This window comes from Arthrobacter sp. BGA-UO-ETr-C19, assembly GCF_059568005.1.
On record NZ_JCAQPC010000024.1, the window covers coordinates 42,363 to 63,287 of the forward strand.

At 68.4% G+C, this 20,925-nt stretch carries 20 protein-coding genes and 1 pseudogene; 13 read left to right on the plus strand and 8 right to left on the minus strand.

The genetic code is table 11. From position 1 onward, the window contains the following. Window positions 1-170 precede the first annotated feature (170 nt). The 3 genes from AC57BR_RS19085 (at window position 171) to AC57BR_RS19095 (ending at window position 3,394) form a co-directional block, all read left to right on the plus strand. Window positions 171-1,727, plus strand: coding sequence for a hypothetical protein (locus tag AC57BR_RS19085; RefSeq protein WP_496363425.1), 1,557 nt, complete (start codon window positions 171-173; stop codon window positions 1,725-1,727). A gap of 171 nt (window positions 1,728-1,898) precedes the next feature. Further along, window positions 1,899-2,720, plus strand: a complete 822-nt coding sequence (gene nth, locus AC57BR_RS19090; RefSeq protein ID WP_496365181.1) for an endonuclease III — start codon at window positions 1,899-1,901, stop codon at window positions 2,718-2,720. Then, window positions 2,717-3,394 carry an NUDIX hydrolase gene (locus AC57BR_RS19095; RefSeq protein WP_496363427.1) on the plus strand — a complete coding sequence of 226 codons (678 nt, stop codon included), beginning with the start codon at window positions 2,717-2,719 and terminating at the stop codon, window positions 3,392-3,394. The genes nth and AC57BR_RS19095 overlap by 4 nt, the downstream gene beginning before the upstream one ends. 13 nt (window positions 3,395-3,407) lie before the next feature. Here AC57BR_RS19095 and AC57BR_RS19100 read toward each other — a convergent pair whose 3' ends face one another. Then, window positions 3,408-3,599, minus strand: coding sequence for a YegP family protein (locus AC57BR_RS19100; RefSeq protein ID WP_043417572.1), 192 nt, complete (start codon window positions 3,597-3,599; stop codon window positions 3,408-3,410). Window positions 3,600-3,931: 332 nt separating this feature from the next. Then, window positions 3,932-5,728 carry a bifunctional 3'-5' exonuclease/DNA polymerase gene (locus AC57BR_RS19105; RefSeq protein WP_496363429.1) on the minus strand — a complete coding sequence of 599 codons (1,797 nt, stop codon included), beginning with the start codon at window positions 5,726-5,728 and terminating at the stop codon, window positions 3,932-3,934. 194 nt (window positions 5,729-5,922) lie between these two features. Here AC57BR_RS19105 and ssd point away from each other — a divergent pair. From ssd to AC57BR_RS19140, 7 genes and pseudogenes are all read left to right on the plus strand, one after another. Beyond that, window positions 5,923-7,136 (plus strand): annotated as a pseudogene (gene ssd / locus AC57BR_RS19110) (septum site-determining protein Ssd). Further along, entirely contained in the window at window positions 7,133-8,545 is a 1,413-nt protein-coding gene (locus tag AC57BR_RS19115) for a TadA family conjugal transfer-associated ATPase (RefSeq protein WP_496363431.1), read from the plus strand. The pseudogene ssd and the gene AC57BR_RS19115 overlap by 4 nt, the downstream one beginning before the upstream one ends. Then, the gene (locus tag AC57BR_RS19120; protein WP_496363433.1) at window positions 8,542-9,357 is read left to right on the plus strand and encodes a hypothetical protein; all 816 of its coding nucleotides are present in this window, start codon (window positions 8,542-8,544) and stop codon (window positions 9,355-9,357) included. The genes AC57BR_RS19115 and AC57BR_RS19120 overlap by 4 nt, the downstream gene beginning before the upstream one ends. 43 nt (window positions 9,358-9,400) lie before the next feature. After that, on the plus strand, window positions 9,401-10,015 hold the full coding sequence (locus tag AC57BR_RS19125) for a type II secretion system F family protein (RefSeq protein WP_496363435.1): 615 nt from the start codon (window positions 9,401-9,403) through the stop codon (window positions 10,013-10,015). Window positions 10,016-10,346: 331 nt separating this feature from the next. Next, window positions 10,347-10,634: a DUF4244 domain-containing protein gene (locus AC57BR_RS19130; protein WP_496363437.1), complete on the plus strand. Its 288-nt coding sequence runs from the start codon at window positions 10,347-10,349 to the stop codon at window positions 10,632-10,634. 140 nt (window positions 10,635-10,774) lie between these two features. Beyond that, window positions 10,775-11,182: a TadE family type IV pilus minor pilin gene (locus tag AC57BR_RS19135; protein ID WP_496363439.1), complete on the plus strand. Its 408-nt coding sequence runs from the start codon at window positions 10,775-10,777 to the stop codon at window positions 11,180-11,182. Window positions 11,183-11,223: 41 nt separating this feature from the next. Continuing rightward, a complete protein-coding gene (locus AC57BR_RS19140; protein ID WP_496363441.1) occupies window positions 11,224-11,514 on the plus strand; it encodes an Rv3654c family TadE-like protein in 291 nt (96 codons plus the stop codon). 196 nt (window positions 11,515-11,710) lie between these two features. On the opposite strand, the gene AC57BR_RS19145 is transcribed toward AC57BR_RS19140, so the two are convergent. Then, window positions 11,711-14,107, minus strand: a complete 2,397-nt coding sequence (locus tag AC57BR_RS19145; protein ID WP_496363443.1) for a DEAD/DEAH box helicase — start codon at window positions 14,105-14,107, stop codon at window positions 11,711-11,713. Between the two features lie 158 nt (window positions 14,108-14,265). Beyond that, a complete protein-coding gene (locus AC57BR_RS19150) occupies window positions 14,266-14,958 on the minus strand; it encodes a GNAT family N-acetyltransferase (protein WP_496363445.1) in 693 nt (230 codons plus the stop codon). Window positions 14,959-15,082: 124 nt separating this feature from the next. Here AC57BR_RS19150 and trhO point away from each other — a divergent pair, with 124 nt between their 5' ends. Continuing rightward, a complete protein-coding gene (gene trhO / locus AC57BR_RS19155) occupies window positions 15,083-15,988 on the plus strand; it encodes an oxygen-dependent tRNA uridine(34) hydroxylase TrhO (protein ID WP_496363447.1) in 906 nt (301 codons plus the stop codon). An 82-nt stretch (window positions 15,989-16,070) separates the two neighbouring features. Here trhO and AC57BR_RS19160 read toward each other — a convergent pair whose 3' ends face one another. From AC57BR_RS19160 to AC57BR_RS19170, 3 genes are all read right to left on the minus strand, one after another. Continuing rightward, window positions 16,071-16,634, minus strand: coding sequence for a DUF6023 family protein (locus AC57BR_RS19160; RefSeq protein WP_496363449.1), 564 nt, complete (start codon window positions 16,632-16,634; stop codon window positions 16,071-16,073). Between the two features lie 122 nt (window positions 16,635-16,756). Next, the gene (locus tag AC57BR_RS19165) at window positions 16,757-17,200 is read right to left on the minus strand and encodes a DUF6023 family protein (protein WP_496363451.1); all 444 of its coding nucleotides are present in this window, start codon (window positions 17,198-17,200) and stop codon (window positions 16,757-16,759) included. 10 nt (window positions 17,201-17,210) lie between these two features. After that, window positions 17,211-17,816: a hypothetical protein gene (locus AC57BR_RS19170; protein WP_496363453.1), complete on the minus strand. Its 606-nt coding sequence runs from the start codon at window positions 17,814-17,816 to the stop codon at window positions 17,211-17,213. Window positions 17,817-17,881: 65 nt separating this feature from the next. Between AC57BR_RS19170 and AC57BR_RS19175 the strand changes: the two genes are divergently transcribed. Continuing rightward, window positions 17,882-19,525, plus strand: a complete 1,644-nt coding sequence (locus tag AC57BR_RS19175; RefSeq protein WP_496363454.1) for a DUF7059 domain-containing protein — start codon at window positions 17,882-17,884, stop codon at window positions 19,523-19,525. A 95-nt stretch (window positions 19,526-19,620) separates the two neighbouring features. On the opposite strand, the gene AC57BR_RS19180 is transcribed toward AC57BR_RS19175, so the two are convergent. Next, window positions 19,621-19,935 carry a hypothetical protein gene (locus tag AC57BR_RS19180; protein ID WP_496363456.1) on the minus strand — a complete coding sequence of 105 codons (315 nt, stop codon included), beginning with the start codon at window positions 19,933-19,935 and terminating at the stop codon, window positions 19,621-19,623. A 186-nt stretch (window positions 19,936-20,121) separates the two neighbouring features. On the opposite strand from AC57BR_RS19180, the gene AC57BR_RS19185 reads away from it, so the two are divergent. Beyond that, a complete protein-coding gene (locus tag AC57BR_RS19185) occupies window positions 20,122-20,823 on the plus strand; it encodes an ArsR/SmtB family transcription factor (RefSeq protein ID WP_496363458.1) in 702 nt (233 codons plus the stop codon). The last annotated feature ends 102 nt before the right edge of the window (window positions 20,824-20,925 follow it).

Genomic DNA, 20,925 nt, shown 5'->3' on the forward strand with positions numbered 1-20,925 from the left:
ACGCCGCCCCGCGGCCAGTCAGCTAGTGAAGCATCCTCCACTTGGCTAGGCTGAGATGGACTCGTGACAGTGGCCGGAGGCAGCCAGACCGCTTGTGGTCAGGCTCCGGCCGTAGGGCGGAATCACGCAGCGGACGCCAGTCCGGGCGCCGCCACGCTAAGGAGAACAGAATGAATCAGCAAAGCCAGGGCCAGCCGGGCCAGCAGGGCACGGCCCAGCAGGGCGCCGGCCAGCCACCGCACGGGGCGGGACCGTCCGGGCGGCCGGAAGCGCACAGTGCTGCGCCGACTTTCATGAAGCAGCAAGGCGTGCGGAATGAGGCCGTTGCTGGACCGTTCACCGTCCGTGACCTGACAGTCTTCGCCGCCACCCTGGTTCTCTTTGTTGCATCGCTGATTCCGATGTTCGCTGTGCGGTACAACCTGTGGAATCTCGGAAGCCTCTTCTTCCTGGGGCTCGGCGTGGTGCTGCCGCTGATCGTTGCCGCACTGTTTGCCGCCCGCCGGCTCGCCCCTGACACGAAGGTCCGGATCGGATCCCTTTCCGTGGACCAGTTCGGTTCGGTGGTTGCCTCGTTTGCCGTCGGCTTCTTCTTCCTGTCCGTCGCCGGGGCGTACACGCCCAGCCTGCTCGTGGCGCTGATCGGTTCCCTTGTGCTGCTGGCCGCTACAGTGCTGGCCCGTTATATCCCGTTCTTCGCCGGGGACTTCCTGGACCGCGCCGAGGTGCCGGCCCACATCATGGCGCGCGACTCGGCCGTGCCCGTACGCAAACCCAAGACACCCAAGGAGCCGAAGCCTGCCGCTGCCGCGCCGGGTGCTTCCTCCACCGCTGCTTCCGCTTCCCATGGTGCGACGGCGGTTGGCCAGCCGGGGCGCGGTGCAACCCAGACCGGCACCTCAGGTGCCGGAACCTTTGGTGCCTCAGGTGCCGGTGCCGTTGGTGCCGGAGCCGTTGGCGCCGCAGGGGACGGTGCCGCCGCAGGGACCGGTGCTGCAGCTGCCGGCGCTGCCGGCGCAGGGCCGGCGACCGGAGTATGGCCCGCCGCTAACGCGGCCAGCAGCGCCGCCGCCGCCCCGGAAACCGGACCGGCCGCCGTCGTGCGGTCCCCGCAGACCGGTGGTGCCGCCGCAGAGACGGCCTCAGTGCCGTCCGCCAAGGCCGCCGACGCCGGCGCACAGCCAGCCCCCGCGGAGGCCGAGCAGACCCAGCTGGACGGAGTCACGGCCACTCCGGCGGCCGGCGCCGGAGCTACCGGCGCGAAAGCTCCGGCAGCTGAAGGTCCCGCAGCTGAGACTTCCTCAGCCGGAGCAGCAGTCATGGAGGCGCCCGCAGCGGAAGCCCCCGTCGCCGAAGGCAAGTCCAACGCTCCTGCACGTGAAGCCGCGGAGGAGGCGGCACGGGCGGCCTCGGCGACGCCTGCCACCGCCGTTCACCCGAGGGTGGACATTCCGGAGCAGGCGAGGTCGCAGGAACCCATCGGTGCCACCGTTGACCCGGCGAGCCGGCCGGAGGAGTCCGAGCAGGAGCAGGTCCACGAGGCCTTCTGGTTTGCCGTGGCGCAGCACCGTACTGCCGTTGACGAGCGCACGGGCGCACCGCTGTTCGGGATCGAGCCCGGCGGCTGGGTCCTGGCGCTCGAAGACCGCGGGGACGAATTCCTGGTCCAGCACACGGACGGCCGGGTGGGCGTCCTGCGCGACCTCAGCAACATCGAGCGCGGCTAGCCGGCCGCCGTGGCCGATTCCGCTTCGCGCCGGCGCGGCACGCCGGACGGCGTCCCAGTGGCCCCTGCTCCAGCGGAGCTTCCGGCGGAGGTTTCCGTGGAGGTTCCCGCCGCTGAGGTTCCGTCGGAGATCCCCGGGGACGCCATCCCCGCCGAAGTGCCCGCAGGTGCCATCACCGCCGAAAACCGGGCGGCTAGCCGGCCAGCCCGGTCCGGCGAGTCGGCCCTTGCCCTGAAGCGCCGGGCACGCAGGATCAACCGGGCCCTCGCCGAGCAGTACCCGTACGCCCACGCCGAGCTCGACTTCCGGAACCCCTTCGAGCTCCTCGTGGCAACGGTGCTCTCGGCGCAGACCACAGACGTGACCGTCAACCTGATTACGCCGCTGCTCTTCTCCCGCTACCCGGATGCCCGCGCCATGGCGGAAGCCGATACCGCGGAGCTGGAAGCCATCATCAAGCCGACGGGGTTTTTCCGCGCCAAGACGCGTAACCTCCTCGCACTGGCGAACCGGGTGGTGGACGAGTTCGACGGCGTGGTGCCCGGCCGGCTGGAAGACCTGGTGACGCTTCCCGGCGTCGGACGGAAAACCGCGAACGTGGTTCTGGGCAATGCGTTCGGCATTCCGGGCATTACGGTGGACACGCACTTCGGGCGACTGGCGCGGCGTTTCGGCTGGACGGAGTCGGACGACCCCGTCCGGATCGAGTCCGACGTGGCGGAGCTGTTTGAACCCAGGGACTGGACCATGCTGTCCCACCGGGTGGTCTTTCACGGCAGACGGGTGTGCCATTCCCGCAAGCCGGCCTGCGGTGCCTGCGCCGTGGCCAACTGGTGCCCCAGCTTTGGCTCGGGCGAGACGAACCCCGCCAAGGCCGCGAAACTGCTGAAGTACGAGCTGGCGCCCGGAAACGAGGAACTCCTGGCGAAGCTGCTGGCCGAGACACACCGCGCCGCAGAGATCCGGATGGAATCGCAGCGGAGGAGGCAATGACAGCGCGCCAGGACCTGGTAGACCTCGTCGATTCAATCAGGGCGGGAACCGGTCCTGCCCGGAATCCTTACTGGCGGACGCTGACCGTTGACGAGTCCGTTGCCCGCAAAGCGGCCGTTCTGATCCTTTTCGGAGCCCTGGACGATGTGCCCGCAGCCTCCGGCAAACCGCTGGTGGCTGCCGATCTGGACGTCCTGCTCCTGGAACGAGCCCACACCCTCGATGACCATCCCGGCCAGGTGGCGTTTCCCGGCGGCGGCATTGACGTTGGCGAATCGCCGGTGGAGGCCGCGCTTCGGGAAGCGGAGGAGGAAACGGGCCTGGACCCGTCCGGCGTCGAGGTGCTGGGTGCCCTGCCGGAACTGGCGCTTCCGCGCGGAAACTTCCTGGTGACCCCTGTCCTGGCCTGGTGGGCGTCGCCGTCGCCGGTCCGGGTGGTGGATTACGGCGAGTCCGCCCAGGTGTTCCGCGTGCCGGTCCGCGATCTGCTGGACCCCGAGAACCGGACCATGGCGGCCGTGACCCGCATGAACCAGACGTTCCAGAGCCCGGCGTTCACCGTGAACAGCCTCGTGGTCTGGGGCTTTACGGGCATGATCCTGAACGAACTGTTCGACCAGCTGGCCTGGTCCGTCCCGTGGGACAGGACCAGGCTTCACCCGCTGGACCTCTAGACGGACATTCCGGTCAGTGCTGCGATTTCCGCAGATCCACCACCAGGCCGGTGGCGGCGTTTTCGCGCAATGCGTTGATGCCGGCCACTACTCCCGAAACGCTCTTGAACCGCGGCGACTCTGCCACGATGTTTCCGTCCCCATCCATGAGCCGGAACTTGTAGGACTGATCGCTGTCCTGGTGAACTTCAAACTTGCCCGCCATTGGCGTGGAAACCCCCTGCTGATGCTTCGTCGCACGTGCCGGGCCAACTGATTGCCACTGCCCGGCCACCATCGAGCTTAGTGGCCCACGCCACACGATGCGAACTACCCACCGGTACATTACTCGGTACAACCGCTTATTCCGGAAGTGGCGGATGTGACTTTTGTTTCCCGTGGGCAGAGGCTATTGTCCTGCCCCAACGGGCGGCAGGTGTGCCGGACGGGTGCCGTCGTGGGGCGCTTTGGAGGTGCCGCCGTCGTGAATTACGACGGCGGCCGGCGCGTCGGGCGTTAAAGTGCCCCGTTTCGGATCGGCCGGCTCCGGAGGCAGGCTCACTTTGCGTTGTCGTAGGAGTCGACGACGGCGACGCTCACCGGGAACTCGACCGGAATGCGGCCGAAGAGCAGCTCCTTGGCGGCGTTGGCTGCCTCCTCGATGGCCCGGATGCAGACGTCCACGGCGGCGTCGGGGGCGTGGACCATGACCTCGTCGTGCAGGAAAAACACGAGTTCCGCGGCGGCTGAACCGTCGGCGCGCATGGTGCGCAGCCGCCGTCGTAATTCCGCAAGCCAGCAGGCTGCCCAGTCCGCAGCCGAACCCTGGACGACGAAGTTCCGCGTGAAACGTCCGCGGGAACGTGCGATGGCGTCGGCGCGGCGCTGTTCCTCCGCGGAAGTGGACCGCTGGCTGAGGAACCACCGTTCCGACGGCGGTGGGCTGCTGCGTCCCAGGCGCGAGGTGACCGTCCTGCCGGCTTCGCCGTCGCGGGCGGCCCGCTCGACGAATCCCACCGCGCGCGGGTAGGTCTTGGCCAGCTGCGGCATCAGGCGGCCCGCTTCGCCGGAGGTGGCGCCGTACATGGCTCCCAGCAGGGCCATTTTTGCCTTGCCCCGGTCACCGCCGAAGCCCTTGGCCGCGATGCCCGCGTAGAGATCCTGGTCCCGGGCGGCCTCGGCCATGGTCGAGTCCTGGGCGAGGGCGGCGAGGACACGGGGTTCCAGCTGGGACGCGTCCGCCACGATGAGCTTGTGCCCCGGGTCTGCGTGCACGGCGCCACGGACCTGGCGGGGGATCTGCAGTGCCCCGCCGCCGCGTGACGCCCAGCGGCCCGACACCACTCCGCCCACCACGTATTCGGGCCGGAACCTCCCGTTCCGCACCCAGGCGTCCAGCCACGCCCAGCCGTTGGCGGTGTGCAGCCGTGACAGTTTCTTGTAGGCCAGCAGGGGCGCGATGGCCGGATGGCTGGACCCCTTCAGTTCCCATTGCCGCGTGGACTTCACCTCGATGCCGTTGCGGTGCAGGGCGCGCATCAGCTCCTGTGGCGAGTCCGGGTTCAGTGCCGGTGCGTTCAGCAGGCCCCGGAGCTCGGTGTTGAGGGCTTCGAGCTTGGCTGGGCGGTGCCCAAGCGGGGGCCGTGGGCCCAGGTGCTCCGCCAGGATGTGCTCGTGCAGCTCCTCGCGCCAAGGCACGCCGGCATGCTGCATCTCGGCCGCGACCAGGGCGCTGGCCGATTCGGCGGCGAGGAGGAGCTGAAGGCGCTGCCGCCGGTTACCGTCCCCTGCGGCGGCTGAAGCGGCGGCTGTTCCCGCGTCGGCTGCCGCGAGGGCCTCCTGCTGGGCGGCGTATTCGGCGCGCAACTCGGCCAGGGTCTGCCGGGGTTCGGTTGCAGCGCCCGGGTCGTCGAAGAGCGCCCCCTGGTCCGCGGGCGGAGGGGGTGGCTGGAGCAGCCGCGGCGGCTGCAGGTCGTCGTCCTGGGTGAGCTTCTCGGCGCTGCGGGCGTACGGCGTGTGGGCCGTGAATTCGGAATGGGCCAGGATGGCGCCGCACAAGGAGAGATCGTAGCAACGCTCCACGTCCACGCCCGCCGCCAGCAGTGACGGGTACCAGTCCTGGGTGCGGTGCCAGATCCAGCGCGGACGCCGTTTCTCGAGTTCCCGGACGACGGCGGCGAGCCCGGTTCCGCCGTCGGGTGCAGTTTGGGGTGCTCCCTGGTGGGCTCCCACGTCCGCTCCCTGCGGGGCAAGGCTGACAATCCGGGGTTCCGGATTGTCGGGGCGGGGGAGGCCTGCCGCCGTGAGTTCCTGTATGGCTGCGCCGTCGGGGTGGGCGGCGAGCAACAGATACATGTGTCCAATTCTGCCCTGCCGCCATGCTGTCCGGCGTCGCGCCAGCGCCTTGGGGCCGTTGGGTATCTGCGGGGCCTTGCCGTTCTTGTCCTCCACAGCGAGCCGGATTGTCCTTTTGAGGAGCCGGCGGCCAGTTTTCCACATACAGCCATGCGGCTCTGACGGTCGGCCGTTCCGTTTGGCACAGTGGCTGCATGAACAGGCACCACGCCCGGAACCGGCGACTCCCATCAGACCCGGATAGCGCGCTGCCGGATGCTGCCGTGCCTGGCGCTGCCGTGCCTGGCGCACAGCGCAGGCCAGCTCCGGTGGGGCTATCGCCCGGTTCTGAACCCGGAACCTGGCTCCCCGCTGACGGCGGCGACGTCCTGCTCGTCACGGGCTATGAATTCCTGCGGGGCGAAGTCGAACGGATTGTCGCGGCCGCCGGCGGACGACTCCGGGTGGTCGGCGATGTGGCGGAGGCTGCCCCGTTCTGGGATTCCGCCGCCGACGTTCTGGTCGGCAGCGATGTCCGTGAACTGCCGCCCCGGCGCCGCGCCCCCGCAGTGCTCGTCGGCCTGAGCGGGGAAGGGGATACGCTCTGGCACCTGGCCGCTGCCCTGGGTGCACAACGCGTCGCCGTTCTTCCCGACGCCGCCGCTTGGCTTGCGGAATATCTCAGCCGGTCCCGTTCACCCGAGGCCGGAGGCCTGGTGCTCGGCGTTACCGGCGGCTGCGGAGGGGCGGGTGCCACCACAGCGGCGGCGTGGCTCGCGCAGGCAGCAGCTGAACTCGGTGCACGGGTCCTGCTCGTGGACGCCGATCCCTGGGGCGGCGGCCTTGAATTGCCCTGGCCGCGGAGGAATCCCCGGGCCTCCGCTGGCCGGATCTGGCCGATGCCAGTGGCAGCATTGACCCGCAGCAGCTCGCCGACGCCTTGCCTGTCGCCGGCGGGTTCTCGTTTCTGTCGTGGCCCGGAAGCAGGGAACGGCCGCCCCTGGTGGACCCGGTCACCGTGGGTGGCGTCCTCGACGCCGCACGCAGGGGCTATGAAGTGGTGATTGTCGATATCGGCCGCAACGCCGAGCCGCTGCGCACGTTCGCATGGGATTGCGACCGCCTCCTGGTTGTCGTCCCCGCCCAACTGAAAGCTGCAGTCGCCGCCGCGCGGCTGCTGCAGGAGCTTCCGCCCGTCGAATCCGCCCTGGTCATCAGGGGAAAGGCCGGGGCTGCGCTGGACGCCGCGCTCGTCGCCGAATCCGTGGGGCTGCCCCTGCACGGCGTGATGCCTGAGGTGCGGGGCACAGCCTCGGCCACCGAGATGGGCCGCCTGCTCGACCAGGGCAGGCGGAAGAGCGTGCGGCGCTTCGCCTCTTCAGTGCTTGGCCTCCTCGCCGGCGATCTGCAGACCGGGGACTTCCGGTGAGTGCTCATCTGGGAGTGCCAGGGACCGGTGCCGATGCCAGCCTCAGCGCCGCCCCCGGGTTTCCCGGTGCAGCTGCTTCCCGCGCCGCGCTCGCGGAGTCCGCCGGACGACGGCGCGCGGCCCGGGTCCTGGACGCGGGGCTCCTTGAGACCGTCCGCGAATCGGTCATGGCCGACGCCGGGCCGGTCACCCCGTCCCGGGTGGCGGCCGCGGTGCAGGCCACCGGGAAGCTGCTGGGCACAGCGGGTTCCCTCGCCGCCGCTGAGCGCATCAGCGCTGAACTCAACGGCCTTGGGCCGCTGCAGCACCTGGTCCGGGATCCGTTGGTCACGGACATCTTCGTGAACGCCCCGGACTCCGTCTGGCTGGACAGGGGCCGCGGCATCGAACGCACATCCGTGACATTCGCGGGGGAGACCCAGCTCAGGGCCCTTGCCGCCAGGCTGGTGGCATCAGGCGGAAGGCGGCTGGACGACGGATCCCCCTGCGTGGATGTGCGGCTCGAGGGCGGTTACCGGGTCCATGCCGTCCTGCCGCCCATCTCGGCGGCGGGCACGCTGCTCAGCATCAGGATCCGGCGGGAACAGGTCTTCACCATGGACGAGCTCCGCGCCGGAGGCATGTTCGGGCCCCTGGTTCAATGCGTTCTGGAGCGCATGGTGGCGCAGCGGTTGAGTTTCCTGGTCAGCGGGGCCACCGGCTCCGGAAAGACCACCCTCCTGTCCACCCTGCTGGGGCTCTGCCACCCGGGCGAACGGCTGGTCCTGATCGAGGACGCATCAGAGCTGAACCCCGTACACCCGCATGTGGTCTCGTTGGAATCACGGCACGGGAACCTCGAGGGAGGCGGCGCAGTGGACCTCGGGGAACTCGTCCGCCAGGCCCTGAGGATGCGGCCGGACCGGCTGATTGTGGGGGAATGCCGGGGCTCCGAGGTGCGCGAACTCCTGACGGCCATGAATACGGGGCACACCGGAGGCGGCGGCACCATCCACGCCAACGCCGCAGGCGCGGTTCCCGCCCGGCTCACCGCACTCGGGGCCCTTGCCGGGCTTGGACAGGATGCGGTCCGCCTGCAGGTTGCCAGCGCCCTTGACGTGGTGGTGCATGTTGCCCGGTCGAGGCACGGACGCTGCGTCGCGTGCATCGGCATCCTAACCGAGCGGCCCGGTGCTCTCGACGTCGCCGTTGCCCTGGACGTTTCAGCCGGCAGGCCGGTTCCCGGGCCGGCGTGGGAGATCCTTGCCCAGCGACTGGCTCTCGATCCGGACCTTGTCCTGGAGGCAGGCGCTCTCCCCGGGACAAGCCACGTACGCGACTCCATCCCCGCCGGCGAAACCAGCCCCGACTCCGGCGCCGGCTCGGGGAACGTGCGTGAAAAACGCGGAGCCCGCAGGGCAGCAGCATGACCGCGGTCTTTGTTGGTGCACTGGCGCTTGCCGCGTGGCTGATGCTGAGCCCTGGGCGTGGGCCGGTTCGGCGCGCACGCATGGCCCTCGGCCGCAGCGGCTTGGCCGGTGGACGTGTCCGCCGTGACGGCCGGTCTGCAACGGCGGACCGAGGCGGGCTTGGCCTCACCCGTGGCCTCGCCCGTGGCCGCCGCAGGGAGGCCTTCGTGTCCCTGACGGTTGTGGTTCAGCAATTGGCTGCCCTGTTGAAGGGCGGCCGGTCCCCTTCGCGGCTGTGGGACGAACTGTGGCAGCTCTACGTGGAGCAGGGCTCCGCAGATGCCGACCCCCTCCGGCCACGGCTCAGCCCGGGGTCGGCGGCTGTCCTGTCAGCCGCCCGGGGAGCAGCCCTGCGGGGAGCGCCGGTGGCCGAGGCAATACGGTCGGCCTGTTTACCCTCACCCCATGGGGCGGGCGGCCGTGAGCCGCGGATCTGGGCTGAGCTGGCAGCCTGCTTCGAGATAGCGGCCGCCAGCGGCTGTCCGCTGGCCGACGTCCTGACGCGCTTTGCGGCCCAGCTCGAGGTTGAAGACGATGCCGAAGCAGCCCGGCAGACGGCGCTCGCCGGACCGAAGGCAACGGTCGCGCTGCTGACCTGGCTCCCCCTGCTGGGATTGGGACTGGGTGTCTGCCTCGGCGTGGACCCAGTGGCGATGCTGCTGGGCACACCGTTCGGCGTGGCTGCGCTGGTCGCCGGCATCGGGCTGACCGTTGCCGGCCGCATATGGTCCGCGAGGCTCGTGCGGGCAGCCGCCGGCGCGGCTGCGCCATGAAAACGCGCCGGCCGCGCTGCCTATGCATGAGCGGATCAGGCCAATGAACGGATCAGTTCTGGCCGCGTTCCTCATCTTCCTCGCGCTTGCGGCCGCCGCAGTCCTCGCCTTTAGCGGAACCGCTCATGCGAGATCCGGTCTCCTCCGCCGGAGCGGCCTGGCGGCGGGTAGCGGCAGGGCAGGCGGGGACGGCCACTCTCAGGGCCGCGCGGAGCAGTCGCCGGGATTGCGTGATACCGCCATGATGCTTGAGCTGATTGCCGCCATGCTCCACGCAGGTGCCGGCATCGGACGAGCCCTGGAGCTGGTGGCCGCTGCGGCCTCAGCCGAGTACGGTCGCGCCCTGCGGCCTGTCGTGGGAGCCATGGCCATCGGTGCCGACTGGGAGACGGCCTGGCGGAGTTCAGACGTGCGCTCGCCGGAGATACTCGCCCTCAGGGACGCCTTGGGCTTCGCCGCGCTGACCGGTGCGCCGTCGTCGTCCATCCTTTATGCCCAGGCCGCCAGAATGAGGCGGGAACGCTTCCGCGCCGCGGAGAAGCGCGCGGCCTCCCTTGGGGTCAAGCTGGTGGTTCCGCTGGGGCTTTGTTCACTGCCGGCCTTCATCTGCCTGGGAGTCGTTCCGGTGCTGCTTGCCCTGGTTCCGTCGGGCCGCTGAGATCTCAAGCAGCTGAAGCCCCTCAAGCAGCTGAAACCCCTTACGCAGCTCAGATCCCTCACGCAACTGAGGGGCTCGTGTTCTCGCCACCACAGCTGCCCCCGCCGCAGGCTTTTTTCGGGCTGCCCTGCAGTTACCGCTGTTCCATTTTGCATTCTGAGATGCGGCACACTGCCGGCTTGGGGACCGTGGATACACCTGCACTTTTCCTCCACATGCGGCTGGCCTGGCTGCTTTTCCACTTAGGCAAGTTCAGGCCTTACTCGTCCGGACGCCGGACGGGAGAGTCGAATGCACCGGCAATTCGCCGGAAGTCCAGAAAGGAAAATTCATGTCCCTCAACCACCACACCCCGGGTGAAGCCGTCCGGCCCTTACGCCAGGAATCCGAAGCAGCCGATGTGCTGGAGATCTACCCGGGCGCCAGCACGGCGCCGCGGGTGAAGTCACGGCAACGCAGGCGCCTCATGGGCTCGGAAGCCGGCATGGCGACCGCCGAATATGCCATCGCCACGCTGGCGGCGGTGGGCTTCGCCGGGCTCCTGGTGTTCATCCTGCGAAGCGACGAAGTCCGTGGCTTCCTGCTCAACCTGATCCGTACGGCGCTGGCCCTGCCGTGAAAACCGCTCCGCGGACCCTTACAGCGGTCGGGCTTCAGTCGTGCGGGCAGCACAGGAGCCCAGCCGGAGATAAGTCCGGCAGCCGTGGTCAGGGGAAGGCCTGCGGCGCCGGGAGCGGCCATGGGAAAAGCCGCGGTGCGGTGACCGCGGAATTTGCGGTGGCTCTTCCGGCGGTCCTGCTGCTTCTGGCAATGCTGCTGGCGGGGTCTGCGGCGGGAATCACCCAACTGCGGCTGGAGGATGCGGCCCGGGCTGGCGCCAGGGCACTCGCGAGGGGTGAAGACCCCGCGGCCGTCAACGGTATCGTCCGGAAGCTGGCAGGTCCTTCGGCCTCGTCGGCCGTGAAACCCGGCGGCGAATGGATGAGCGTCACTGTGTCAGACCGGGCGGCAGGACCCCTGGGACGCATGGTGCCGTGGACGCTGACTGCCAGGGCAGAGGCACGCAGCGAGACGGCATCATCGGCACCGCCCCGGGGAACGGCGCAGGCCGCGCAAGCGGTGCGGGCCGGGCAGGGACACGGCAATCCTGCCGGGCGGCCCCTGTGAGCCTTCAGCGGAAACAGCCCCTCGGCCAGCGCAGAAATCCCGTGTCCGGAGTCGAATCCGAACGCGGATCGGGCACTGTGCTGGCCGCGGGGCTCGGCATGGTGATTGTCATGGTCATGTCCTTGCTCCTCCTGTTGGCACAGGCATCGGCAGCGGCGTCCAAAGCCGCCGCCGCGGCCGACCTCGCCGCGTTGGCCGCGGCTGACGCGCTCCGTGGTGTTTCAGCGGGGGAGCCCTGCCTTGTGGCTGCCGCGGTGGCTGCCCGCCACAAAGCGACGCTTGTCAGTTGCACCGCAGGAGGCGACCAGTCCGTCCAAGTCAGACCGAGCTGACTGCCGGGCCCCTCCTAGGCGTCGCCACCGGCCGCGCCAGGGCGGGACCGCCGCCCTGAACCTGGCGGGACTCCCAAGGGCACGGGGGTCCAAAAGTGCCCGCAGCTCCAAAAGAGCACCGGGCTGGACGGCACCTGAGCCTGTTCGGGGACCCGTTCCTGGCCCGACCCGGCGTCATGTCGACGGCGTTCGTAAGCTAGACCGCGTTCGCCGCCGGTGCGCCGGCCCTGGAATCCTGTGGCGCTGCCGCGTCCCGCGCATCCTTCAGCAGGACATTGATCAGGGTGACTGCCGCGTCCTTGTCCAACGGGTTGTTCTTGTTGCCGCATTTCGGCGACTGGACACAGGAGGGGCATCCGGATTCGCACTCGCAGGCCTCGATCGCGTCTCTCGTGGCCGAGAGCCACACCTTGGCTTTCTCGAAGCCCCGCTCGGCAAAACCGGCTCCGCCTGGGTGCCCGTCGTACACGAAAATTGTTGGCACACCGGTGTCGGCATGGATTGCGGTTGAAACCCCGCCGATGTCCCAGCGGTCGCTCGAGGCAACCAGCGGCAGCAATCCGATGGCGGCGTGCTCGGCCGCGTGGAGGGCGCCGGGGAACTGGGCTTCGATGAGTCCGGCGCCCGTGAGTGACCGGTTCTCCATCACAAACCACACGGCCTTCGTAAACAGGTCCCGGGCACCCAGGTCGAGCGGTTCCTCGCCCAGGACTTCATTGGAGATCAGGGCCTTCCGCTGAAAGGAGACCACTTGAGTTGTGACCTTGACGTCGCCGAAGTGGACGGCAACGTCGCCCCACTGAGCAGTCCGCTGCGTCTCGAGGACCTCGATCTGCGTGACGTCCCGAGCTGTCGTGTAGTAGTCGGGGTTGGCGCGGCGTACCACCACGCAGTGATCGTCCTCGTTCAGGTCCTCCACCACGTAGCTGTCACCCTGATGGACGTACACGGCCCCGGCATGGGCCTGGTAGTGCGTCTGCGGCGAATCCATGGTTCCCAGCAGCGAACCGGTGTCGGCATCCACAATGCTGACTGGCCCTCCGCCGTCGGCGCGCAGGTTCACCATTGCGGCCGCGCTCTGGGCGTGGGTCCAGAACCAGCCGGCCGGGCGCCGCCGCAGGTACCCCTGTGCCACCAGCTGCCCGAGGAGTTTCTCCGCAGTGGCTCCGAACAGCGGCAGCTCGGCCACGCCGAGAGGGAGCTCGGCGGCAGCGGCACAGAGGTGCGGGCCCAGCACGTAGGGGTTGGACGGATCAAAGACTGTGGCCTCGACGGACACGTCGAAGATGGCTTCCGGATGATTGACCAGGTAGGTGTCCAGGGGATCATCGCTCGCCACGAAGGCGGCGATGGCGTCCTGTCCGGCGCGGCCCGCGCGGCCGATCTGCTGGAAGAGGGACGCCCGGGTGCCGGGCCAGCCAGCCACCAGCACGGCGTCGAGCCCGGAGATGTCAATCCCCAGTTCGAGGGCCGAAGTGCTGGAAATACCGAGCAGCTGGCCGGTCCGCAGTGCCCTTTCCAAAGCACGGCGTTCCTCCGGGAGGTATCCGGAGCGGTAAGCCGCCACGCGTTGCGGCAGGCTGGGGTCGACTTCGTCCAGGAGCCGTTTGGTGATGGACGAGATGGTTTCGGCGCCACGCCTGGACTTGATGAACGCGATGGTCCGGACCCGTGACGAGACAAGGTTTGCGAGCAGGTCGGCGGTCTCGGCCACCGCCGTCCTGCGTTCCTTGGCCCCGTTCTCGCCGCGCACCTCAGTCAGCGCCGGTTCCCAGAACGCCACCGTCGTGGATCCGTGCGGCGAGGAGTCTTCCGCGACTCCCTGGACCGCGGCGCCAATGAGCCGGCCAAAGGACTTTTCCGGCTCGGAAGCGGTGGCGGATGCCGCAATGAAGACCGGTCCAGCAGCGTTGCCATCGGCGGCGTAGTAGGCGCAGATGCGCCGCAGCCGGCGCATTAGATTGGCCACGTGGGAGCCGAAGACGCCGCGGTAGCTGTGCGCCTCGTCCACGATCACGTAGCGCAGGCGCCGGAAGAACCCCGCCCACCAGGCGTGGTTGGGCAGGATGCCGAAGTGCAGCATGTCGGGGTTGGCCAGAATGAAGTTCGCGTGGTCGCGGATCCAGCGGCGGGAGGCCTGGTCGGTGTCGCCGTCATAGGTTTCAGCCCGGACGGTCGGGAGGTTCAGGGACCTAATTGCTGCGAGCTGGTCTGCCGCCAGCGCCTTGGTGGGCGAGAGGTACAGCGTCACTGCGCCGTCGTCGTGGATTTTTCCGGGGTCCGACAGGACACGGAGCTCGGACCGGTGAATCGCGTCGAGCGCCGGCAGCTGGTAGGCCAGGGATTTCCCGGATGCCGTGCCGGTGGCGATCACCACGTGCCTGCCGCCGTGGGCAATGTCTGCTGCCCGGATCTGATGCCGGTAGGGCTGGTGGATGCCGAGTTTCCCGTAGGCCGCCACCAGGTCGGGGTGGGCCCAGTCCGGCCATGGTTCGTGCACGGCGGCGCGCGCCGGAATGGTCCGCACATGCCGGAGCTGCTCCGGGTCCGGGCCACGGCCCAGCAACGGAATCAGCGAGTCATGGGGGTTCACCCCAACATTCTTTCATCCAGGTAAAAATCGCCGGCACAGAAGAGCAAACCGGCACGGAACACAGAACGGCACGGAACACAGAACGGCACAGAACAGCGAACCGGCACAGAACAATTGACCCGCTACAGAACCCGGACGGATGGAACGGCAGGAAGAAATTAGACCACGGAGAGGTCGGACCCCTCATCGGAGGCGGAGAGCATCAGCACGTGGCACACCGAGGACCAGCCCAGATGCGAATACAGCTTCTGTCCGTCCAGGGACGCCAGCAGGAGTCCGTCCTCCACATCGTGGGAGAACGCCTGCGCCGCCAGTGCCTTCATGATGAAGCTGCCCAGACCCCGGCGCTGGAAGGAGGGTTCGGTGACGATCTTGTCGAACACCGCGGTCCCGTCGATGACCACCACGCGGCCGCTCGCCGCCAGGATGTCGCCCGAGCGTACTTCGGCGAAGTGGACGCCGTCGGATTCCCATGTTTTCAGGGAGAGGTCGTCGTCCGAGAGCCACGGGTCCTCGGCGTCCTGGGTTTCCATGTCCACAACCATCATGGTCTGAGACGCTGACGTAGCGTTGAGGTTGTGCTGCTCAGCCAAGAGCTTGTAGCGTCCCACATCATTGGTCAGGATGGTCAGGACGCGTTTGGGGGCCTCGGCGGTCTTTGCCGCGAGGTCCGCGAATTCCGCGTCCGTAGGATCGGAGGCGAAGTATTCCCAGTCCCCGGTCGTGTCCGCACGCAAGGCCGCGGGGAACCGTCCCTCGGTGCGCGTTTCATAGCCCCGGCAACCAGCCCAACCGGCTACCCAGACTTCAAGGAGATGAGTAATGTCTCCGACCATGGCTTCTGGCGTCATGTGATGAGAGTATTCCAGCGCTGTCATAAGCAACAGAGCTTGGGCGCTTGCTTATGCAATTGTGATAGGAGGCTCTTCCCGGGGCCGAATCCGTCCCGGGTGGCCACCAAGTACCCTTAAATACGTGGCTTTGAACCGAATCGTACTCTTTTACGGCTTTACTCCCATCGCAGACCCGGACGCTGTCCGGCTCTGGCAGCGTGCCCTGTGCGAAAAGCTCGGCCTGACCGGGCGGATCCTCATCTCCAAGGACGGCATCAACGCCACCGTCGGCGGGGAGATCGGGGCCGTAAAGCAGTACGTGAAAACCACCCGTGAATACAAGGGTTTCCACGGCATCGACGTCAAGTGGTCCGACGGCGGTGCGGAGGATTTCCCCCGCCTGAGCGTCAAGGTCCGCGACGAGATCGTTTCGTTCGGCGCGCCCGGCGAGCTGAAGGTGGACGAAAATGGCGTCGTGGGAGGCGGGACCCATTTGCAGCCCGAGGAACTCCACGAACTCGTCGACGCGAGGAAGGCCAGCGGCCAGGACGTCGTGTTCTTTGACGGCCGCAACGCGTTCGAAGCACAGATCGGCAAGTTCAAGGACGCCGTTGTCCCTGACGTCGCCACCACCCACGACTTCATCACCGAGCTCGACTCCGGCAAGTACGACCACCTGAAGGACCAGCCGGTCGTCACCTACTGCACCGGAGGCATCCGCTGTGAGGTGCTGTCCAGCCTCATGCTGAACCGCGGCTTCAAAGAGGTTTACCAGCTGGACGGCGGCATCGTGCGCTACGGGGAAAAGTTCAAGGACCAGGGCCTCTGGGAGGGGTCCCTCTACGTCTTCGACAAGCGCATGCACCTCGAATTCAGTGAGGACGCCAAAACCATCGGCGAATGCGTACGGTGCCAGTCGCCCACGAGCAAGTTTGAGAACTGCTCGAACCCCAGCTGCCGCACGCTCACCCTGTACTGCGCTGTGTGCGCGGCAAACCCCGAAACCCTGCGCTGCCCCGACGGTTGCCCCGACGGCTGCGCCGCCTGAGCTCGGGGGACGGCTACACCGCGTGAGCACAGGGGACGCCCGCGCCCCGGCACTCCAGGCCTGGCGGGTAGTAGTTCCAGCGTCAGATCCGGCTGATCCGGTAGGCGAAATTGGCGTCCGACCGGGCCTCCACCGTCACCCGGAGCACGGAGTCCTCGGACACGTGCACCACATTGACACGCGACGTGCCGCACCGGAGGCTCAGGTCCACCAGGGCGGACTCTTCGTCGCGGACTGTGAATGAGACCCGCCGCTCGCTCCGGCACGCGAGGGTGAGGGAGTACGTGCCGCTCGGCAGCTGCTTGGTGGACTCTGTCTTGCTGCGGCCCCTGGCAACGCTGCCGTAGCTTGTGTGGAAGACCTGTCCCTCGGCGTCGGGCAGGACTTCCTTCGCCCATTCGGTGAGCTCCTGACCCGACACCGGCACGTTCTCCAGCGGATCACGCGGCAACACGGGATCGGTTACCACAGGGCCAGCATCCGGAAGTTCGCCCCGGCCGTCGTCGTAGTTGTATTCACAGCCGCCCAGGACGGCCGCCACCAGCACAAAGAAAAGCACGACGGCGGCTGCCGGCGCCCGCAGCCAAAGCGTGCGTTGCGCCCGCCCCGGGAAACGACGCGCGGAGGCCATCCGCACCGTGGGCATATCCCGACTTTAAGCCTGCCGGGGGCGCCGGTACAGATGCCAATCCGCCGGGAGGAAAAATTCTCCTGCGCCGTGGCGGAGGCTGCGGGATCCGTGCGGCTCCGCCGCTACGACGCCGCGGATTAACGCGCAGGAACCAAGTGGTAGGCGTACAGCAGCGGTGCGTCCACGCTGGAGGCGCTGATCTCCATCCGCCCGGCCTTCGGAACGGTGATCGCCGCGGTTTCGCGGCTGCCGTTGCAGGCCGCCCCGGCTTCCGTCAGTTCCTTGCCGGCGACCGTCACGGCGAAGAATGCCTTGCCGCCGCCGTCGCACGTGATGGTCAGGGTGTAGTCACCCGCGGGGACGCTGGCTGCCGCCTGGATGATCCTGTCCCGGCTGAGGATCTTGCCGGAGTCCTCCAGCACTGCTTGGCTGTCGGAGGGCAGGGCGGTGGCCCGCCACTGCGGAACATCGGCATTTTCGATCGACACGACGGGGGAGCAGGCAGTCGCTGCCAGCACTATGGCGGCGGACGCCGCCGCCCCGCCCAAGGCACGGGAAATCAAAGGACAACGATCAGGCATGCCCTCAAACTTACCCGTTTGAGGTGCCGCCGGATTCCGACCGACTCCTCCCGCTCCGCAGCGGGGCAACAAAAGAGACAAGTCTGTCTGCTTCGGCCAGCGCTTTGGCCATGCCCGCGGAGGTCGCCAGTACCCGCTCACCCCGGGACTCCAAAGTCACGGGAATGACCGTGGTCCGTGCCGAAGCGTCCGGCACCCCGGTTCCCTGCTGCGGGGCCCGCGGGCCCGCGGCTTCGTGATGTGGGGGCTGCGATTCCGTGGGCTGCTGTTTCGACGCCTCGCGCCTTGCGCTCTCCCCGGACAGGGTCAGCGCATCGATCTTGGCGCCTCCGATCTTGTCCAGCATTTCGTAGTCCTCGTCGGTGCACAGATCGCTGGCCGCAAGGTGCTTCAGCGCCACCAGGCCAACAATTGCCCTGCTGAAGTCGCGGTCCATGGCAAGGTCGATGGCCCACTGGGTCCGCTTCCACCACTGGTCCCGCCGGTCCGCCTGGCGCCGCTGGGCGAGCGTGCGCCACGCGATCCAGGCAGCAATGACGGCGGCCAGCAGCGGTGCGAATGCAGCCGCGTACCGCAGCCAATCGGGATCGGCCGCCACTGCCTGGGTTCCGAGCATGGCCCAACTGTAGCTTCACGTGCCAACAATAATCAGGCGCCGGCGCCGGGAAATAGACTTGGCCGGTGACCGAACCAACGCACTTCACCGCCGGCAACACTCCCGACGCGCCCCGCAGCGACCTGCCCGACCTCCTGCAGTCACTGGCCTCTGACCTCCGCGAGGTGGGCTACACCCTGGAGGGGGTCGCGGAACTGCTGGGGGAATCCGCGTACGCGGCCCTGAACCGGGACCAGCTCATCCCGGCACTGATCGCGACTGAAGCAGCAGCCGGCGGCGAGCCACACACCGCGGCGTTGGCCGCCGTCGTGCGTTTCTGGCTTTTGGCAGTTCCGCAGGAAGCTGAGGTGCTCGACGGCGCGCTGCCGCGGACCCGCGCCGAAGGCCTGGCGGCGCTTGGGCTGGCGAAAATCACGGGGACCGAGGTGGCCGCCGAAGCGGACCTGCGTCCCTACGGCTGGGACTCGGGCGGGAACGGCGGCGTCGAGATCTGGGTGGCCAGCGACCTCGCTGCGCACCAGCGGCCAGGCGTCCTCAGGCACGACCACGTCCTGGGCATCGGGCAGGCATCCACCACCCTTGTCCAGACCACCATCCGCCGCCACGCCGAAAGAGCACTGGACCTGGGCACCGGCTGCGGCATTCAGACCTTCCATCTTCTCCAGCACAGCGGCCACGTCACCGCCACGGACATCTCGGAGCGAGCCCTCGCATTCACGCGCTTCAACCTCCTGCTCAATGCCGAGGCCCTGGGTATTGATCCGGCGCGGCCGGCGGAGCGGGTGAGCCTGCGGCTCGGATCGCTCCTCGAGCCTGTTGCCGGCGAAGCGTTTGACGTCGTCGTGTCCAATCCGCCGTTCGTCATCACGCCGCGCACTGCAGGGGAGGCAGCGGCCGACCAGTTCACGTACCGCGACGGCGGCCTGCCGGGGGACGACATCGTGGCGTCGCTCATCCGCTCCCTGCCTGACGTGCTCGCACCCGGCGGAACGGCCCAGCTGTTGGGTAACTGGGAGATCCCGCAGGGTTCGGCGTGGGATGAGCGGCCGCAAAGCTGGGCCGGTCCGGACACGGACGCGTGGTTCATCCAGCGCGAACAGGTGGGGCCGGAGCAGTACGCCGAGACCTGGCTGCAGGATGCCTCGGAAACCCGGGACCGCCGCCACTACCAGGAGGCCTATGCCGCGTACCTGGCCGACTTCGCGTCGCGGAATGTCGGCGGGATCGGCTTCGGCATGGTCTTCCTGCGCCGGCCGGCGGGTGAGCGGCGGATCCGCCGGTTCGAGGAGATCACCTATCCGATTGAGCAGCCGGTCGGGCCGCATCTGGGGGCGGCGGTGGAACGGGCGGACTGGCTGGCGGCCCACGACGTCTCAGCGGCCCACCTTCTCGTGGCCGAGGACGTGACCGAGGAGCGCCACCAGCGCCCCGGCGCCGAACACCCCGGCGTCATCCTGCTGCGCCAGGGAGCCGGCCTCCGCCGCACCAATCTGCTGAGCACGGAACTGGCGGGCTTTGTCTCCGCATGCGACGGCGACCTGACCGCCGGACAGATTATCGGCGCCCTTGAGGCGCTACTGGGCGGGACGGACGGGTTCGACGGCGATGCCTTCCGCAGCGGACTGCTCGCCGAAGTGGCCAATCTGGTCCGGGACGGATTCCTGCTGCCTGTGGGCCCCGGGCCTGGACTGACAGCGCCTCTGGACTGACAGCGGGTCAATAGCGCGAACGGACAGTTGGGCCCCGAGTCGCAGCGGACCTGGCGCCGCAACTGTAGGTTCGCGCCGGCAGCGTGAACGGACTGTCAGTTACTCGGGGCGCGGCCCATCCCGGGGGCGGGGACGTCCATGGTGAAGCCGCACATGCAGCGGTAGGTCACGGCGTCGGCTGCACCAACGGTCTTTACCGAGCGGATCAGGTGCTGGCCGTCCACTCTGATGGCCATTTCCAGGGAGAACTCCTGATCGAGACGCTTCATGGGCCGCCGGCAATGCCGCGGGGCGCCCGTTGCCGCCAGCAGGGAGCCGTCGGCGGCCGTGCCGGCATCCAGGGGTGCGCCCGTCAATTGCCCGGCGGGCTGGGCTGCCTGGATCAAAGCGTCTTCGTCGAGGGTAATCATGGTCATCCTTTGGGCTTCTCACGGGACCGCCAACGCTGGCGGCCCCGCCGCGAACTGCTTGCGGGAGGTCTGCTTACGGAAGTAAGCAAAGCATGCTTAGTAATTCCGGGGCAAGCCCACTGGCTCCGGAACGACGGATATCAAGCATTTCTTTCAGAGCTCCTTTGTGCTGCGTAGACTGATGAAGTGAGCACTGACATGCCCTCGTCGGGACCGGCGGAAACCCCGCCGGCCGCAGCCCCAGCCACGCCGGCTGCGGCCGGGGTGCGGCGTAGGAACCGCCCGGAAAAGAAGGTGGAAATCACCGACCCCAAGGCGATCCGGGCCTTGGCTCATGCTGCCCGCCTGGAGGTCATCTCCGAGCTGTACTCCACGCAGTCCAGCCGCACGGCGACGGAACTTGCCCAGCAGACAGGACTCACCCCCAGTGCGATGAGCTACCACCTGCGGGCGCTGCAGAAGTGGGGCATCGTGGTCCCGGCCGAGGCCTCCGCCGACGCCCGCGAAAGGCGGTGGAAGGCGGCAGGCACGGACTTTGAGATCAACTCGGGCGGGGCAGTGGCCGGCCCGGACTTCGCGGTGATCGACCTCGAGCTGGATGCGTTCCGCCGCCGCGCCAGGGCCTACGCCCGTGCCCGGGACGAACAGCGGCAACGCGGTGAGCCCGGGGAACCGGCGTCGGCGGTGCTGCTCGCAAGCAATCTTCTCTACCTCACGGCCGAGCAGCGCAGCGAACTGACGGAAAGGGTGTTTGAGCTGCTCCGCGACTACGAGCTGGAGGATCCCAACCGCGTTCCACCGGGTGCCGAACGCATCGCCACCATGTGGTCCATGATTCCGGACGACCGCACTCTGCCAGGAGCCTCCGGCGGCCACAGCGGCACCTGACGGGCGCGGGGGACGGGCCTGCGCCGGCCCGCGGAGGGCCGGCCGGGCGGCAGGCAGTCCCGGCCGTGATGGGGGCCACCGTTTTCCACATGACAGCGCAGA